Below are 17,271 nucleotides of genomic sequence, written 5' to 3' on the forward strand. Positions count from 1 at the left end.
TCTGTTCAGATGAACCGGAAGTAGCGGACGGCAGCGGCGGCGGCCACGGCACCCCAGACGACGAGCACGAGCAGACCGAACACGTCGAACGATCCGGCCGCGGCTCGGTGCAGCGACTCGCTCAGCGCGCCCGACGGTGTGCAGCGGGCCACCCACCACACGGCGCGGGGGACGCGGTCGCCCATCACCACCAGACTGCCGATGCCGATGAACACGAACCAGGCGATGTTGGCCAGCGCCAACACCACCTCGGCGCGCAGGGTGCCCCCCAGCAGGAGCCCGAGCGCGGAGAACGTGACGGTACCCACCGCGATCGCGACCGCGCCGATGAGCAGGCCGACGGGCGTGACATCCCACGAGAACGCCAGGCCGATGAGTCCCAGGATGATCGCCTGCAGGATCACCACGGCGACCACGGCGAGCGACTTGCCCGCGATCACCCCCCAGCGGGGTAGCGGGGTCGCACCCAGCCGCTTCAACGCCCCGTAGCGACGATCGAAACCGACGGCGATGGCCTGACCGGTGAACGCGGTGGACATCACCGCGACGGTCATGATCGCGGGCACGAACAGGTCGGCGCGGCGTTCGCCGAGGTCACCTAAGGGGATCAGGCACAGCCCCACCAGCAGGGTGATCGGGATGAACATGGTCAGCAGGAGCTGCTCACCGTTGCGCAGCAGCAGCAGCAGTTCCATCCGCGTCTGCGCCACCAGCATCCGCATGACCGGCGCCGGGCGCGGTGACGGCGCGAAGACCCCGGACGGGAAAAGCGTGGGGGACACCGCCGCGTCGCGCAGTGGGCCGAGATCCGGTGATGACGTCACGGTCGCAGCTCCCGCCCGGTGAGGTCGAGGAACACGTCCTCGAGGCTGCGGGTCTCCACCCGCAGGTTGGTGGCGAGCACGTTGATCTTGGCGCACCAGCCGGTGACCGTGGCCAGCACCTGCGGGGTGACCTGACCGCTGACCAGGTAGGTCCCCGGTGTCGGTTCGGTGCAGTGGTAATCCTCGGGCAGCACGGTGCGCAGCAGCGTCAGGTCGAGCCCCACCGGCGCGGTGAACCGGAGTTCGTTCTCGGCGCCTCGGCTGGTCAGTTCGGCAGGCGATCCCGCGGCCACCGTCACCCCGTGATCGATGATGAGCACGTCGTCCGCCAGATCCTCGGCCTCGTCCATCAGGTGGGTGGTCAGCAGCACCGCGACCCCGTCGTCGCGCAGCCGACCGATGAGTTCCCAGACCAGCAGGCGGGCGTGGGCGTCCATCCCCGCGGTCGGTTCGTCCAGGAACACCAGCTCCGGCCGACCGACCAGTGCGCAGGCCAGCGCGAGTCGCTGCTGCTGGCCTCCGGACAGACGTCGGTACGAGGTGCGCTGGGCGTCGGCGAGGCCGAGGGTGCGGAGCAACCAGTCGGGATCCAGTGGGTCGGCCGAGTACGCGGCGCAGAGCCGCAACATCTCACCGGCGCGAGCGCCGGGATACGCACCACCGCCCTGCAGCATCACACCGATCCGGCTCCGCAGCCGGTCGTTGTCGGCCACCGGGTCCAGACCGAGGACCCGGACCTCACCGTCGTCGGGGCTGGTGAATCCTTCGCAGATCTCGACAGTCGTGGTCTTGCCCGCACCGTTGGGACCGAGCAGCGCGAGGATGCGGCCACGCGGTAGGTCGAAGTCGAGGCCACCGACGGCGGTGGTGGCACCGAAACGCTTGACCAGGCCGCGCACCCGCAGCGCCGGTTCTCCCCGACCCGGCGTGTGATCACCCGAGTCGTGGTCGCTGGTCACGGCCCCCCGCTCGGTCAGATCACCACCCACGACGCCAAGGGTATGCGTGTGTCGTGGCCCACCCGGCAACGGGCGGGGTCGACCGACCGCCGCGCGCCTCACCGGGAGCTGCTCGGGGTGGTCGACCGGTCGACCACCCCGAGGTCCTGGTCGTCGACGGCGGACGACCCCGGATCGGGGACCGCGGTCCGAGGAGCGCCGTCGGTGTCGACCCCGGCGTCCCGATGGTCCCGCTGCCACGGCATCCGCTCGAAGAACAAGGCGGTCAGAACCGCCGAGACGATGACCGCGGCGACCAACCCCTCCGCCAGTTGGAACCCGCGGGTGCCGGCACCCGTCGGCAGCACCACGATGGCGATGACCGCGGAGACGATGATCGCGATGAGGCGGAACCAGCGCCCGGTGGCCCAGGCGGCCAGCGGGATGATCGCCCACAACAGGTACCAGGCCTGCACGAACGGGAAGAACACCACGAAGGTCGCGGTCGCCACGCCGTAGGCACCGAGTGGGTGCAGTCGATCACCGAGAGCCGCGAGCAGCCATCGGATGATGAAGATCCCCGCGACCAGCTGTCCCACCGGACGGGCGACGTCGAGCATGGCCTGGGTGTGGTCGCCGAGACCCATCCACACCCCGACGCGTCCGGTGGTGACCGCGAGCAGAGTCGGCATGGACATCCAGGACCGCACCACGTTGCCGGTGCTCAGCGTGGAGGTCCAGCCGAAACCGAGGCCGGTGCCGACGCAGATGACCACGGCGACGGCTCCGAGGATGGCACCGAGGGTGGCGGCCGCCGCGAGGAGTGCCAGCACGCTGCGCCGCGATCGCTGCCACCACTGACGGACGGGCGCATGTCGCAGCGCGGGCAAGGTGGCACCCCAGCGTCGGGCCAGAGCGATCCCGACGAAGCCCAACGCCATCACCGAGGACACCTTGACCATGGCCGACGCGGCGATCACCGCGGTGCCACCGATCAGCAGCCACCCCGCGGTGGACGGCCACCGCGATCCCGGTCTGCGCAGCGACGTCGCGCTGTCGATGCCGCGGAAGCACAGTTCGATGCCCGCCAGCATCAGGCCCAACATCAACCCGTCGTTGTGGATGCCACCGACCAGATGCAGGATCAGCAGCGGGTTCATCGCTCCCAACCACAGTGCGGTGATGGGGGACACCCCACAGCGGCGGGCCAGTCGCGGCAGCGCCCACACGATGAGCGCCACCCCGACCAGCGCGATCGCCCGGTGCAGCAGGATCGCGGCAGGCAGGTTGTCGCCGGTGATCGCGGTGATGCCCTTGCCGAGCCACAGGAACAGCGGACCGTACGGAGCCGGGGTGTCTCGCCACAGTGTGGGCACCGACCGGGTGAAGACGTGGTCCACGCCCAGCCCGGCGGCCGGGCTGATCGTGTAGGGATCCATCCCGCGGTAGGCGATGGCGCTCTGCGCCAGATACGAGTAGACGTCCTTGCTGAGCAACGGCGGGGCGACGACGAACGGGGCGATCCACAACAACAGGGTGCGATCGGCCTGTCGTCGGGTCATCCGCCGTTTCGGCGCCCGGCCGCGCATCACGTCGTCCTGCAACCGGCCGACCGCGAATCGACCCAGCATGAGCCAGGCCACCACCAGCACGATCGTCCCGGTGACCGACAGGGTGACGGCGGTCGTGGCCATACGCGAGGGCAACGACAGCACGCGGACCCCCGCGATGGGGTTCTGCAGCACGGGCAGCGCGCCGGTGCCCAGCGAACCGATCAGCAGCAGGATGGACCCGACGCCGCCGAACAACCGGATCCGCTGCAGCCTGCGGTTCTCCACCGGCAGCAGCGGCCCCACCTCGGGTTCGTTGCGATGTAGGCGGGCCACCGCGGTGCCGTAGTCGCCGGTGCTGTCCGTGCCCCGGTCGGTGACCTTGCGCAGTCCCAGATAGTCCAGTCCACGGGTCAGCCGACTCGGCTGCGGGTCTCCCGTGGGGATGTCTGGCACAAACGCCGATCGTAATGCCTCGCCGGCGGGTGACGGACCGCCCGGCGACGACCGGGATCACCGCTCCCGCACCGTCGAGTAGGCAAGGTCACCCTTGCTGGCAATGTCCCGGGAATTAGGCAACACTCGTGTTGTGAAAACAGTTCGCCTCGAATCCCACGCGGCCGCGGCCGACGCGTCGGTGCCGACGACTGTCGATCGCACCACGTCGACGACTGTTGCCCACCCGACATCGTCACCGCAGGTCAGCGATCCGCACACCACGGCTCATCCTCCCGTGGCCGAACACCACGACGGGCAGACCCGAGCAGCTGTGGTGACCATGCTCGTCGAGGGTGGTCCCGCCACCGCCACCGATATCGGCCACCGCCTCGGACTGACCGCGGCGGGCGTCCGCCGACACCTCGACGCGCTCATCGCCGCGGGCGACGTCGAGTCCACGATCGGTGGATCCCGGTTCGAACAGCGTGGTCGCGGACGGCCCGCCAAGCGATTCCGGTTGACCCCCACCGGTCGGGGGCGCCTGCACCACACCTACGACGACCTGGCCGGGGCGGCGATGCGCAAGTTACGCGACGTGGCCGGCGACGATGCTGTGACCGATTTCGCACAGGACCGGATCCGGGGAATGGTCGGCGGCGTCGATCCCGTTGCACCAGGCGGTGACGGAACCACCTCGCCCGAGCAGGTGGAGCGGACAGCCGAACAGATCGCCGAGGCGCTGACCGCCTCCGGGTTCGCGGCGTCCACCGAACGGGTGGGTACCGGCGTGCAGATCTGTCAGCACCACTGCCCGGTCGCGCACGTCGCGGCCGAGTTCCCGGAACTCTGCGAGGCCGAGACAACGATGTTCACCGAGTTGCTGGGGACGCACGTGCAACGGCTGGCGACCATCGCCAACGGCGACTGCGCCTGCACCACGCACGTACCCCTGGTCCCGACAGCGGAGCCGGTGGCACGCCAGACCACGACACCCCAGACCGTGACACCCCAGACCACGACACACCAGACCGTGACACCGGAGTCCGGTACACACCGACAGACATCCACCACCACCGATGTGCAGCCCACGTCGGACCGAGGGAACCGAGTAGAGGAGACCCGATGACAGTCACCGACCCCGATCGCACCGCGGGCACCGTGACGGCACCGTTGACCCAGGAAGAGGCCCTGCAGTCGTTCGGCGCCTACGGGTACGGCTGGGCCGACTCGGACGTCGCGGGGGCCAGTGCGCAGCGTGGCCTGTCGGAGGCGGTCGTCGCCGACATCTCGCAGAAGAAGAGCGAGCCTGCCTGGATGTTGGAGGCCCGCCTGAAGGCTTTGAACATCTTCGACCGCAAGCCGATGCCGACGTGGGGCAGCAACCTCGACGGCATCGACTTCGACAACATCAAGTACTTCGTGCGGTCCAGCGAGAAGCAGGCCGCCACCTGGGACGACCTGCCCGCCGACATCAAGAGCACCTACGACAAGCTGGGCATCCCCGAGGCGGAGAAGCAGCGGCTGGTCTCGGGCGTGGCCGCCCAATACGAGTCCGAGGTGGTCTACCACTCCATCCGTGAGGACCTCGAGGCGCAGGGTGTGATCTTCCTCGACACCGACACCGCACTCAAGGAGCACCCGGAGCTGTTCGAGGAGTACTTCGGGTCGGTGATCCCGGCCGGCGACAACAAGTTCTCCGCGCTGAACACCGCGGTGTGGTCGGGAGGCTCGTTCATCTACGTGCCCAAGGGTGTGCACGTCGACATCCCGCTACAGGCTTATTTCCGTATCAACACCGAGAACATGGGCCAGTTCGAGCGGACGCTGATCATCGTCGACGAGGACGCCTACGTGCATTACGTCGAGGGGTGCACCGCGCCGATCTACAAGACCGACTCGCTGCACTCGGCGGTCGTCGAGATCATCGTCAAGAAGGGTGGTCGGTGCCGCTACACCACCATCCAGAACTGGTCGAACAACGTGTACAACCTGGTGACCAAGCGGGCGAAGGCCGAAGCGGGCGCAACCATGGAGTGGGTCGACGGCAACATCGGCTCCAAGGTGACGATGAAGTACCCGGCCGTCTGGATGACCGGCGAGTACGCGAAGGGCGAGGTGCTCTCGGTGGCGTTCGCGGGCGCCGGGCAGCACCAGGACACCGGATCCAAGATGGTCCACCTGGCCCCGCACACGTCCTCGAACATCGTCTCCAAGTCGGTCGCGCGGGGTGGCGGACGGGCCTCGTACCGCGGCCTGGTGCAGGTCAACAAGGGAGCCCACGGCAGCCGCTCGACGGTGAAGTGCGACGCGCTGCTGGTGGACCAGATCTCCCGTAGCGACACCTACCCCTACGTCGACATCCGTGAGGACGACGTGACCATGGGCCACGAGGCCACGGTGTCCAAGGTCAGCGACGATCAGCTCTTCTACCTGATGAGCCGTGGCCTGACCGAGGACGAGGCGATGGCCATGGTGGTCCGCGGGTTCGTCGAGCCCATCGCCAAGGAGTTGCCGATGGAGTACGCACTCGAGCTCAACCGGCTCATCGAGCTGCAGATGGAAGGATCGGTGGGTTGATGGCAGCGGAGTCCACGCCCGCAGGGGTGGTCGGAGCGGTCCGCGGCGAGAACGTCGACAAGACCCCGACCGTCATCGTCACCAACAAGGGCGAGCAGTTCACCTCGTACGACGTCGACGCGTTCGAGGTGCCGAGTCCGCGCGAGGAGGCCTGGCGGTTCACCCCGTTCCGTCGGTTGCGCGGTCTGCACGACGGAACCGCCGAACGTACCGCGGAGGCGGGTGTGACGGTGTCCGACGCCGGTGACGGCGTGACCGTCGAGACCGTCGGTCGCGACGACTCCCGCCTCGGCGACGGCGGCGTCCCGTTCGACCGGATCGCCGCCCAGGCGTGGTCGTCGTTCACCGCGGCCACCGTCGTCACCATCGGCGCCGAGGTCGAGCAGCGCGAGCCCATCTCGGTGGTGGTGACCGGACCGGGCGAGGACCAGGTCGCCTACGGTCATCTGCAGATCCGATTGGAGCGGTTCGCCCGCGCCGTGATCGTGCTGGACCAGCAGGGCAGCGGCACCTATGCCGAGAACGTCGAGTTCGTCGTCGGCGACGGCGCGCACCTGACCGTGGTCAACGTGCACGACTGGGCCGACGACGCCGTCCACGTCGCCGCACACCACGTGCGTGTCGGGCGCGATGCGGTCATCCGGCACTTCGCGGTCAGCCTCGGCGGTGACCTCGTCCGGCTCTCACCGGTGGTGCACTACGACGGACCCGGTGGTGACGCGGAACTGCTCGGTCTGTACTTCGCCGACGCCGGACAGCACCTCGAACAGCGACTGTTGGTCGACCACGCGCAGCCGCACTGCCGGTCCAACGTGGTGTACAAGGGTGCGTTGCAGGGCGATGTGGGGCCGGCGCAGAAGGATGCCTCCGGTCGTCGCCGTGAAGCGCACACCGTCTGGATCGGCGACGTGCTCATCCGTCCCGAGGCCGAGGGCACAGACACCTTCGAGCTCAACCGCAACCTGGTGCTCACCGACAACGCCCGGGCCGACTCGGTGCCCAACCTGGAGATCGAGACCGGGGAGATCGTCGGTGCCGGACACGCCAGCGCCACCGGCCGGTTCGACGACGAGCAGTTGTTCTACCTGCAGGCGCGCGGCATCCCCGAGGAGCAGGCCCGCCGACTGGTGGTCCGTGGATTCTTCGGCGAGATCATCGCGCGCATCGCGGTGCCCGAACTACGCGAGCGGTTGAACGCGGCCATCGAGGCCGAACTCGAGACCGCAGGCGCCTGACGCCGACCGATCCCTCACACCCGAGCCCAATTCTTCTCGAGCCCCAATCTCGTATAGAGCAAGGAACTTTTTCTACCGTGACCACTTTGGAGATCCGTGACCTGCACGTCGACGTCGCGCAGAGCGACGCCGACGCCGAACCGATCCACATCCTCAAGGGTGTGGACCTGACCGTGTCGTCGGGGGAGACCCATGCGATCATGGGCCCCAACGGCTCCGGCAAGTCGACGCTGTCGTACGCCATCGCCGGCCACCCCAAGTACGTCGTCACCCAGGGGTCGATCACCCTCGACGGTGAGGACGTGCTGGAGATGACCGTCGACGAGCGGGCCCGCGCGGGCCTGTTCCTGGCGATGCAGTACCCGGTCGAGGTGCCCGGCGTGTCGATGTCGAATTTCCTGCGCACCGCGGCGACCGCCGTGCGTGGCGAGGCCCCCAAGCTGCGCCATTGGGTCAAGGAGACCAAGGAGGCGATGACCGAACTGGACATCGATCCGTCCTTCGCCGAGCGCAGCGTGAACGAGGGCTTCTCCGGCGGTGAGAAGAAGCGCCACGAGATCCTGCAGCTGGGGCTGCTCAAGCCGGGTATCGCGATCCTCGACGAGACCGATTCCGGCCTGGACGTCGACGCGTTGCGCGTGGTCTCCGAGGGAGTGAACCGCTACAAGGAACGGGAGAACGGCGGCGTGCTGCTGATCACCCACTACACGCGAATCCTGCGCTACATCCACCCCGATCACGTGCACGTGTTCGTCAACGGCCGCATCGTCGAGTCCGGCGGTCCCGAGCTGGCCGACGAGCTCGAGGAGAACGGCTACGAGCGCTTCACCGCAGGCGTACGGGCCTGATCGTGGGTTCGTGACCATCGGCGGATCGCCCAGAACGGGTAGCGCGGAACGTTTGGCGCAGAACAGGAGCCGTCTCATGACCATCACCAGCAGCACCGATGCACTCGACATCACCGCCCTGCGCGCGGATTTCCCGATCCTGTCGCGCACGGTGCGTGACGACAAGCCGTTGGTCTACCTCGACTCGGGTGCGACCTCGCAACGGCCCGAGCAGGTGCTCGACGCCGAGCGGTACTTCCTGACGCATCACAATGCCGCCGTGCACCGCGGCGCCCATCAGCTCGCCGAGGAGGCGACGGATGTCTACGAGGAGGCGCGCGCCGACATCGCGGCGTTCGTCGGTGCGACCGCTGCGGAGATCGTGTTCACCAAGAACGCGACCGAGGCGCTGAACCTGGTGGCGTTCACCCTCGGCGACGACCGATCGGCACCGCTGTTCGGTGGCAGGCCGCTGGTTCCCGGCGACACCGTGGTCACCACCGAGCTCGAACATCACGCGAATCTCGTTCCGTGGCAGGAGCTGTGTCGACGCACCGGTGCCACGTTGCGCTGGTACGGCGTCACCGACGACGGTCGCATCGACCTGGATTCGCTGACCCTGGACGACACGGTGCGGGTGGTCGCGTTCACCCACCAGTCCAACGTCACCGGTGCCGTCGCCGACGTCGCGGAGCTCGTCTCGCGGGCCCACGCGGTCGGCGCGCTGGCCGTGCTCGACGCATGCCAGTCGGTGCCGCACATGTCGGTGGACTTCGCGGCCTCGGATGTCGACTTCGCGGCCTTCTCCGGTCACAAGATGTTCGGGCCGTCGGGTGTGGGTGTCCTCTACGGAAAGTCCGCACTGCTCGAGCAGCTGCCACCGTTCATCACCGGCGGTTCGATGATCGAGACGGTCACCATGGAGGGCTCCACGTTCGCGCCACCACCGCAGCGGTTCGAGGCCGGGGTGCCGATGACCTCGCAGGTCGTCGGGCTGGGCGCGGCCGTGCGGTACCTGCGGACGGTGGGGATGTCGGAGATCGCGGCACATGAGCACGACCTGACCGCCCACGCACTCGACCGTCTCACGGCGATCGCCGGCGTCCGCATCGTCGGTCCGGAGACCACCGACCGTCGCGGTGGCGCGGTCTCGTTCGTGGTCGACGGCATCCACGCCCACGATCTGGGGCAGGTCCTCGACGACGAGGGCGTCGCCATCCGCGTGGGCCATCACTGCGCGTGGCCACTGCACCGTCGCTTCGGCGTCGCGGCCACCGCGCGCGCGTCATTCGCGGCCTACAACACGCTCGGCGAGGTCGATGCACTCGCCGACGCGATCGTGACGGCGCAGAAGTTCTTCGGGGTGACGCCGTGAGAATGGAACAGATGTACCAGGAAGTGATCCTGGACCACTACAAGCACCCGCACGGACGTGGGCTGCGGGATCCGTACGGGGCCGAGGTGCACCACGTGAATCCGACCTGTGGCGACGAGGTCACGCTGCGCGTCGAGTTGTCCGACGACGGCAGAACCGTCTCGGACGTGTCCTACGACGGGCAGGGGTGCTCGATCTCGCAGGCGTCCACCTCGGTGCTCTACGACCAGATCGTCGGGATGAGTGTCGACGAGGCCCTCGCCACGGTGCAGTCGTTCAACGACATGATGACCTCCCGTGGCAAGGATGCCGGTGACGAAGACGTCATCGGTGACGGCATCGCCTTCGCCGGCGTCAGCAAGTACCCCGCCCGCGTGAAGTGCGCATTGCTGGGTTGGCTGGCGTTCAAGGACGCGGTGGCCCAGACCGTCGCGTCGGCACCCGGTTGACCGCCTCGAATTTCTCGTCCACATCAGGGGAAGCCCACATCAGGAGAAGCCCAAGTCAGGAGAAGCAATGACAGACACCGAGACTCCCGCTCCCGAGACGCCTGCACCCCAGACGGCGCTGCCTGAGATCACCGACATCGAGGAGGCGATGTACGACGTCGTCGATCCCGAACTCGGCATCAACGTCGTCGATCTGGGCCTGGTGTACGGCATCGAGGTCAGTGACGAGGCGGTGGCCAAGATCGACATGACGCTGACCTCGCCTGCCTGCCCGTTGACCGACGTGCTGGAGGACCAGACGCGTACCGCGTTGGTCAATTCCGGACTGTGCACCGACATGGAGATCAACTGGGTGTGGATGCCGCCGTGGGGACCGGACAAGATCACCGACGACGGCCGTGACCAGCTGCGGGCGCTCGGGTTCACCGTCTGAGCCGTACCTCGGGCGAATCGTGGTCGACGAACCCAGCGGTGACCGATCAGCCGAGAACCCCGGTGGGCGGCGGCGCGCACCGCGTCGACACTGGAGCCGCCCGCGCCACGAGTCACGCGTCGACCGACTGATCCGCGAGGCCACCGAGCGCGGTGAGTTCGACAACCTGCCGGGTTCCGGGAAACCGTTGAACCTGAACGGGCTCGACGACCCCGACTGGTGGGCGAAACAGAAGATCGCCGACGAGAACCTCGACTCCTCGGCGCTGATGCCGCCCGTCGTGCAACTCCGTCGCGAACGGGACGGGTTCCCGGGGTCGCTGCTGGACGTGGCCGACGAGAGTGCGGTACGCGCGGTGTTGCAGGACTTCAATCGTCGGGTGAAGCTGGATCGACTCGCGCCTCGCCTCGGTCCGAGTGCGTCGTTGGTGGCGCAGACGGTGGACGTCGACGATCTGGTCCGACGCTGGCGGGAGCTGCGACGCCGCTGATCGGACCGGGTGTGTCGACCTGATCGTCTGCTCTCGCCGTCCGGGCACGGATCCGCGCCCGAATCCCCAGCCAGGTGATCGCCACGAGTATGGCCACATACGGGGCGGCGTCGGAGAACTGCATGGGCAGCCCGACCGTCTGCAGCCGGAACCCGAGCGCCTGTGCGTACGCATAGAGGATCAACAGGGCCACGACAGCCATGACGCGGCCTCCGGCCAGCAACATGATGAGCACCAGCACCCAGCCCCGCCCCGCGGACATGTCCTCGGTGAAGAGGGCCACGGAGCCGAGCGACAGCTCCGCGCCTGCCAACCCGCCCAGGACGCCCGAGACCAGCAGGGCAGCGAACCGATACCTCGACGGTGTCACCCCCAGCGAGCTCGCCGCCTCCGGATGTACACCGACCCCACGAAGCCGTAGTCCGCTCACGCTGTGGCGCAGATATCCGTACACGGCGACGACGGCCAGGATCGCCAGCACTCCCAGCGGGCTCACGGCGGCGATCGCGGGACCGAGGTACGGGACGGTGTCGGTCGCAGAGGTGAACCAGTGGGGCAGTCGCGCGAGGTCGGGGCGTTGATATGTACCGCGCACATGGAACATCGCCTGGAGCAGGAATGTGGTCAGGCCGGACACCAGCAGGTTCGCCGCGGTGCCGAGGATGAGGGGATCACCATGGCGGGATACCGCACCGACCGCGAGGACGTACGCGACCGCCGTGGACGCGCCGACGGCGATGAGCACGGCGAGGACGACGTTTCCGGTGAGCGCGCTACCGGCGACCGCCGCGAAGCAACCGGTCAGCATCAGTCCCTCGAGCGCGACATTGAACACCCCCGCCTGGTGACAGATCAGCGCCCCGACCCCCAGCAGGATCAGCGGAACGAGTGCACGGACACAACCCGCCAGGATCTCCGGTGACATCACCACATCCGGGTTCACCGTCGCACCCCCCACCGTCGTGCGAGCACCCGAGGCGTCAGCTTGATCGACACCAGGAAGACCACCAGCGCCTGCACGATGGTCGAGACATAGGACGACAACCCGTAGTCCCGCTCGATCTCCTCGCCACCGACGCCGAGCGCGGTGAACAGGAACCCGACAACCACCACCGCAACGGCCCTGTTGCGCGCGAGGAGAACCACCAGCAGCGCGGTGATCGGGTACCCGGTGCCATCGAGCGCCCCGTCGATCAGTCGGAAATGGGTGCCGAGCACCACGACGATACCCATCAGCCCGGTGATCGCTCCGCCGATGGCCATGTTGACGAGAATGGCCCTGTCGGAACGGATGCCGCTGCTCCGCGCCATGTCCGGACTCAACCCGATGAGTCGTGTCTCGAATCCGATGGGCAACCGCGCGTTGATGAACACCACGAGAGCCCAGATCACCGCGACGATGAGCACCGACCAGTTGAGACCGCCGACGATCAGCGTGGCGGTGCTGTACTGGCCGAACACGGAGTCGAACAGGTGGGCCACGGATCCCCCAGGCGGGCCGATCACGCCGATGCGACGCTCGGTGGGTATGAGGCGGGAGGCGTCCATCGACGAGGTGGGGTCCTTCATCGTCACCTTGATCAGGTATGAGCTGGTCGAGATGATCGGGTAGTTCAGCAGCAGCGACGTGGCGAACACCGGTGCGCCGAGTGCGGTGAACAACGCCGCGCAGATGGTCGACAACGCCGCGCCGACGACCATCGCGGCGAGCAACGAGGCGCCGATGACCAGCCAGCCGGGGCCCGGCATGGTGAGTGCGACCGCCGTTCCGCCGACCCCGCCGCCGACGAACTGACCCGCCGCGCCGAGATTGAACTGACCCGCACGGAAGGAAAAGGAAAGCGCGAGGCCAAGACCGACCACGGGCACGGTCTGCTGGAGTGTCGTGACCAACCCGATTCCGGCCAGCGAACCCGCGAACAGGCTGTGGTACAGGGCGAACGGATTGCGGCCGGCGGTACTGAACAGGGCGGTCATCACGGCGGCGGTGAGCACCACGGCGAGCGCTGTGTCGAGGGTCCGCACCGGATCGACGCTCCTGACCCGGCGCGTGGCGAGCTCGCCTGCCACCCGGCCCAGTCGACGCGTCATCGTGGTCGTCGTACTCATCGACAGGTCTCGTCGACCGTCGCTGCGGTTCCCGACATCAACGCGCCGATCCGCTCGGGAGTGGCCTCCACGGCGGACAGTTCACCGGCGATCCGTCCGGCGAACATCACGAGTATCCGATCGCTGAGGCTGAGGAGCTCGCTGATCTCACTGGAGACCAGTAATATCCCGCCGCCGTTGCGTCGATAGCGGTCGAGTCGCTCGTAGATGAACTCGATGGCGCCGAGATCGACTCCACGCGTCGGTTGTTCGGCGAGTAGGAACGGTACGGCGTGTGTCAGTTCCCGGGCGATGACCACCTTCTGGGTGTTGCCGCCGGACAGAGTACGCACGGCGACGCCGGGACCACCCACCTTGATGCCGAAATGGCCGATGAGATCGGTGGCGTGGGCGCGAATCGCGCGTGGGCGGAGTATCCCGCGCACCGCGAGAGGCGCGCTGCGGTGAAATCCGGTGGCGAGATTCGTGGCCACGTCGGCATCCCGCGCGACCCCGTCGCGATTGCGGTCCTCAGGGATGTGGGCGAGCCCGACCCTTCGTCGGTGATGATTGTACGTTCGGGTGACGTCGACGCCGTCGAGGATCACGCGTCCGGCGCGCAGCTGCCGATGCCCGGCCACGACGGCCGCGAGTGTCTCCTGGCCGTTGCCCGCCACCCCTGCGACACCGACGATCTCACCGGCACGCACCTCGACCGACACGTCGTCGAGCGCACCGCGATCGTCACTGGCACCGCAACGTGCGTTCCCGACCGTGAGCACCGCGGCACCCGGTGCGGTGGATGCACGTCGTGGTCGTAGGTCGAGCTCACGCCCGGTCATGTGCCGCGCGAGTTCTCGTGTCGTCGTCTCCGACACCGGTGACCGGAAAACCGTACGACCGTCGCGCAGCACCACCACCTGATCGGCGACGGCGACCACCTCGTCGAGCTTGTGGGTGATGAGGATGACGGAGCGTCCCTCGGCGGCGAGTTGACGCAGCACGACGAACAGTGCTCGTGCCTCCTGCGGCGTCAGCACGCCGGTCGGTTCGTCGAGGATCAGCGTCTGTGCTCCGCGGTAGAGGGCTTTGACTATCTCGATGCGCTGCAGCAGCCCCACGGGTAGGTCGTCGACCGGGGCCGTCGCGGGGACCTGTAGCCCGTACCGCGTCGCTATCTCCTCGACCTGCCGCGCCGAGTCTCGACGACGAAGAACCCCGAAGCGATGGCGAGGTTCGGACCCGTACACCACGTTCTCGGCCACCGACATCCCGGGGAACAACTGGAAGTGCTGGAAGACCATCCCCAACCCACTGCCGATCGCGTCGGCGGTGGACTCGAATACCACGGGTTCACCGTCCAGCGTGATGTGACCGGAATCGGGGCCGTGGATCCCGTACAGGATCGACATCAGCGTCGACTTACCCGCTCCGTTCTCACCGACCAGCGCGAGGATCTCGCCCTCACGCACCGTGATCGACACGGCGTCGTTGGCGAGAACCGCGCCGAATCGTTTGGTGATCTCGTGCATAGCGACGGTGGGCATCGGAAGCCGTCGCCTCAGCTGCTGGCGTGCGGAATGGTGATCTGCCCGTCGACGATCTGGTCACGGGCCTGTTTGACGCGAGCCAGGATGTCGGGGTGCCGGCTGATGACGCACCCGCTGGACGAGGCGTCCTCGGTGAGGCCCGTGACGGTGGAGCCGTCCTGTGCCAGCCCGAACTCGGTGTCGGTACCACCGGGTCGGTTCTGGGTGATCTGCGTCAGCAGGTCCAGTTCCACCTTGTCGATCCGCTTGATGGCGTTGTCGACGATCGTCCCCGGTGCCTGCGGGCACTGGTTCACGTCGACTCCGTAGGCCAGCACGCCGCGGCTCTGCTTGGCGGCCTCGAACACTCCGCCGTTGCCGCCACCGGTCACTCCGTACACCTGGTCCGCGCCCGACTGGATGAGCGTCAGTGCCAACTCCTTCGAGCGGGCCGGGTCGCCGACGGCGTTGTCACCGCCGACGAACAGTTGGGAATCCCGCAGACGCGGGTTGACGCTCCGGGCACCCAACGCGAATGCGTCCGACCAACGGTGGAAGAAGGGCGAGTCCTTGGCGGCCACCGTACCGATCTTGGTCGAATGCGTCAGCAGGCCGGCCTCGACACCGAGAAGGTACGAGGACTCGTACTCCTTGAACTGACCGCACCGCAGGTTCGTGGGTACCTCCTGCGGGCACGAGTCGATCAACACGAACTGCTGACCGGGATACTGTTTGGCGAACTCCACCGCCAGGTCGTCGAATTCATATGTGATCAGGACGATGGCAGCGGGCTTACGGGCGACGGCCGCCTGCAGATTCGACCGCCGCGACTGCTCGTCGGTGCTCTCGTAGGTGTGTGCGGTGTGGCCGAGCGCCTTGGCCGCGGCTTCGGTACCGGTCTTGCCGAGCTGGAGGAATTGGTTCTGCCCGATGGGCGCATCGGTGATGTACACGAACTCGTGGTGCCCGTCGGCGGTGTCTCCACCGGCACATGCCGCCGTCCCCATCAGCAGGAGAGCAGTCAGCAGCGTCCATAAGGACCGGGCCGTTGAGGGGAGCGAGACTTTGCGCATGGGTGTCCTGTCGGCGAGGCGGAGTGAGGTGAGGGCAGGTGGTGTCAGTGGTGCTGCGACGGGGTCTCGGTGTCATCGGCACCGCCGGCGCTGTTGAGGAAGCTGCGCGGCGGGGTGCCGTTCACCGCGTGATCCCCGATCAACGACGCCTTGTATGCCGCCGGGTTGTGCGACGAGACCGTGCGCGCGTTGCGCAGGTGGCGATCCAATCCGCGACCGGATTTCACCGCGCTCGCACTGCCGGCGTCGAACAACCGCCACGCGGCGGTGCCCACGATGTCGGTGTTGATCACCTGCGCGGCAGCGGAATCGAGCAGCGCCTGCCGCGCGGTCTCCGGAGTGGGATCGTCGTTGAAGGCATCCAACGTCGCGGCCAGATGCAGTACCGTCGCTCTGGCTGCGAACGCCTTGCTCGTGAGCTCGCCGACGATCTCGAGGACCTGAGGGTCTCGCGCCGCGTCGGGTGTCGACGCCAGGGGATAGGAGCGGGTTCGTCCGCGCACCAGTGTGGCGGCGTCGTCGGCGACGGCAGCCGCGATGCCCGCTTGAGTGGCCGAGTGCACGAACTGGTAGAACGCCTCCATGTAGTCGTTGGTGAGCGGGTCTCCATGCGGCAGGACGAAGTCCGGATCCACTGGCGTGTTGTCGAAAACAGCTGTACCACTGGCGGTCAGTTGCTGTCCGAAGCCGTCCCAATCGTCGAGAACCTGCACACCGCGGGCGTGGCGGTCGACGATGGCCGACACGAACCGACCTTCTTCGACCACCAGTACGTTCAACCAGTCCGCATACAGGCTGCCGGTCGTGTAGTACTTGGACCCCGCCAGCAACAGGCTCCCGTCGACCCGGCGCAACGTGGTCGACAAGGAGGTCAGAGTCGTCGCACTGACCTCCGTCCCCGCGGGACCGAAGAACTGTCCGTTTGCCGCTCCACGCAGCAGGATGTCCCGCGCACGTCCGGATCCGTAGCGGCGCAGGATCTCGGTGAGCCCGAGATGCCCACGGAAGATCTGCGCGAGGTTCGAGTCCGCTGCGGCCACCGCGATGAGCGCCTCGGCCAGGGTCGCGACACTCGCCCCGGCACCGCCGAAATCGGTCGGAACGCGCAATGACCCCAGCCCGGCGTCGAGCAGAGACGACACCTGGTCGCGCGGTGACGCGTGGGTTCGCTCACGGTGTGCCGCCTCCGCCGCGAATGGTTCCGCGGCGAGCGCGATGGCAGTTATCGGATCGCGCAGAACGGCTGAGGAAGCCATCGTTTCTCCGATCGGTCGACACGCGTGATGACGTCGTGTGGTGCCAGGAACATGCGCACGGAAACGTACCTCTCACGATGTGGAAGTCGAGCGGTTCGGCGGTGTGCGTAGCAGTCGCGCAAGCGATCACAAATGTGCAATAAATCGCTGAACTGCACAAATGCGACTGCCCGCCGTTGCTTTCGAGGC

At 67.5% G+C, this 17,271-nt stretch carries 15 protein-coding genes and 1 pseudogene; 8 read left to right on the plus strand and 8 right to left on the minus strand.

Features of this window, described 5'->3' with window-relative positions; genetic code table 11:
- Positions 1 to 5: 5 nt before the first annotated feature.
- The 3 genes from BW971_RS06795 to mptB all read right to left on the minus strand — a co-directional run bounded on the left by BW971_RS06795 (position 6) and on the right by mptB (position 3,768).
- Complete coding sequence (locus BW971_RS06795) at positions 6 to 824, minus strand: ABC transporter permease (protein WP_076477820.1); 819 nt, start codon at positions 822 to 824, stop codon at positions 6 to 8.
- The gene (locus tag BW971_RS06800) at positions 821 to 1,783 is read right to left on the minus strand and encodes an ABC transporter ATP-binding protein (RefSeq protein ID WP_076478267.1); all 963 of its coding nucleotides are present in this window, start codon (positions 1,781 to 1,783) and stop codon (positions 821 to 823) included. Before BW971_RS06800 ends, BW971_RS06795 begins: the two co-directional genes overlap by 4 nt.
- 98 nt (positions 1,784 to 1,881) lie before the next feature.
- Entirely contained in the window at positions 1,882 to 3,768 is a 1,887-nt protein-coding gene (gene mptB, locus BW971_RS06805) for a polyprenol phosphomannose-dependent alpha 1,6 mannosyltransferase MptB (protein ID WP_234974273.1), read from the minus strand.
- Between the two features lie 322 nt (positions 3,769 to 4,090).
- On the opposite strand from mptB, the gene BW971_RS06810 reads away from it, so the two are divergent.
- From BW971_RS06810 to BW971_RS06845, 8 genes are all read left to right on the plus strand, one after another.
- Positions 4,091 to 4,876, plus strand: a complete 786-nt coding sequence (locus BW971_RS06810) for a helix-turn-helix transcriptional regulator (RefSeq protein ID WP_234974297.1) — start codon at positions 4,091 to 4,093, stop codon at positions 4,874 to 4,876.
- The gene (gene sufB, locus BW971_RS06815) at positions 4,873 to 6,327 is read left to right on the plus strand and encodes a Fe-S cluster assembly protein SufB (protein WP_076477822.1); all 1,455 of its coding nucleotides are present in this window, start codon (positions 4,873 to 4,875) and stop codon (positions 6,325 to 6,327) included. The genes BW971_RS06810 and sufB overlap by 4 nt, the downstream gene beginning before the upstream one ends.
- Positions 6,327 to 7,562: a Fe-S cluster assembly protein SufD gene (sufD, locus tag BW971_RS06820; protein WP_083709392.1), complete on the plus strand. Its 1,236-nt coding sequence runs from the start codon at positions 6,327 to 6,329 to the stop codon at positions 7,560 to 7,562. The genes sufB and sufD overlap by 1 nt, the downstream gene beginning before the upstream one ends.
- 77 nt (positions 7,563 to 7,639) lie before the next feature.
- Positions 7,640 to 8,410, plus strand: a complete 771-nt coding sequence (sufC, locus tag BW971_RS06825; RefSeq protein WP_076477824.1) for a Fe-S cluster assembly ATPase SufC — start codon at positions 7,640 to 7,642, stop codon at positions 8,408 to 8,410.
- 76 nt (positions 8,411 to 8,486) lie between these two features.
- Positions 8,487 to 9,764 (plus strand): SufS family cysteine desulfurase, encoded by a 1,278-nt coding sequence (locus tag BW971_RS06830; RefSeq protein ID WP_076477826.1) that lies wholly within the window; start codon positions 8,487 to 8,489, stop codon positions 9,762 to 9,764.
- Positions 9,761 to 10,213, plus strand: a complete 453-nt coding sequence (sufU, locus tag BW971_RS06835; RefSeq protein ID WP_076477828.1) for a Fe-S cluster assembly sulfur transfer protein SufU — start codon at positions 9,761 to 9,763, stop codon at positions 10,211 to 10,213. Before BW971_RS06830 ends, sufU begins: the two co-directional genes overlap by 4 nt.
- Positions 10,214 to 10,280: 67 nt before the next feature.
- Positions 10,281 to 10,646, plus strand: a complete 366-nt coding sequence (locus BW971_RS06840; RefSeq protein ID WP_076477830.1) for a metal-sulfur cluster assembly factor — start codon at positions 10,281 to 10,283, stop codon at positions 10,644 to 10,646.
- A gap of 19 nt (positions 10,647 to 10,665) precedes the next feature.
- Positions 10,666 to 11,136 (plus strand): DnaJ family domain-containing protein, encoded by a 471-nt coding sequence (locus tag BW971_RS06845; protein WP_076477832.1) that lies wholly within the window; start codon positions 10,666 to 10,668, stop codon positions 11,134 to 11,136.
- 118 nt (positions 11,137 to 11,254) lie between these two features.
- Here BW971_RS06845 and BW971_RS21855 read toward each other — a convergent pair.
- The 5 genes and pseudogenes from BW971_RS21855 to BW971_RS06870 form a co-directional block, all read right to left on the minus strand.
- A pseudogene (locus tag BW971_RS21855) lies at positions 11,255 to 12,061 on the minus strand (ABC transporter permease); the annotation flags it as partial.
- Positions 12,062 to 12,075: 14 nt separating this feature from the next.
- A complete protein-coding gene (locus tag BW971_RS06855; RefSeq protein WP_076477835.1) occupies positions 12,076 to 13,245 on the minus strand; it encodes an ABC transporter permease in 1,170 nt (389 codons plus the stop codon).
- Positions 13,242 to 14,771, minus strand: coding sequence for an ABC transporter ATP-binding protein (locus tag BW971_RS06860; protein WP_076477837.1), 1,530 nt, complete (start codon positions 14,769 to 14,771; stop codon positions 13,242 to 13,244). Before BW971_RS06860 ends, BW971_RS06855 begins: the two co-directional genes overlap by 4 nt.
- A 14-nt stretch (positions 14,772 to 14,785) precedes the next feature.
- Complete coding sequence (locus tag BW971_RS06865; protein WP_076477839.1) at positions 14,786 to 15,826, minus strand: BMP family ABC transporter substrate-binding protein; 1,041 nt, start codon at positions 15,824 to 15,826, stop codon at positions 14,786 to 14,788.
- A 44-nt stretch (positions 15,827 to 15,870) separates the two neighbouring features.
- A complete protein-coding gene (locus tag BW971_RS06870) occupies positions 15,871 to 17,082 on the minus strand; it encodes an acyl-CoA dehydrogenase family protein (RefSeq protein ID WP_076477841.1) in 1,212 nt (403 codons plus the stop codon).
- Positions 17,083 to 17,271: the final 189 nt, after the last annotated feature.

The sequence above is a fragment of the Williamsia sterculiae genome, from assembly GCF_900156495.1.
In the GTDB taxonomy this organism is placed as follows: Bacteria; Actinomycetota; Actinomycetes; order Mycobacteriales; family Mycobacteriaceae; genus Williamsia_B; species Williamsia_B sterculiae.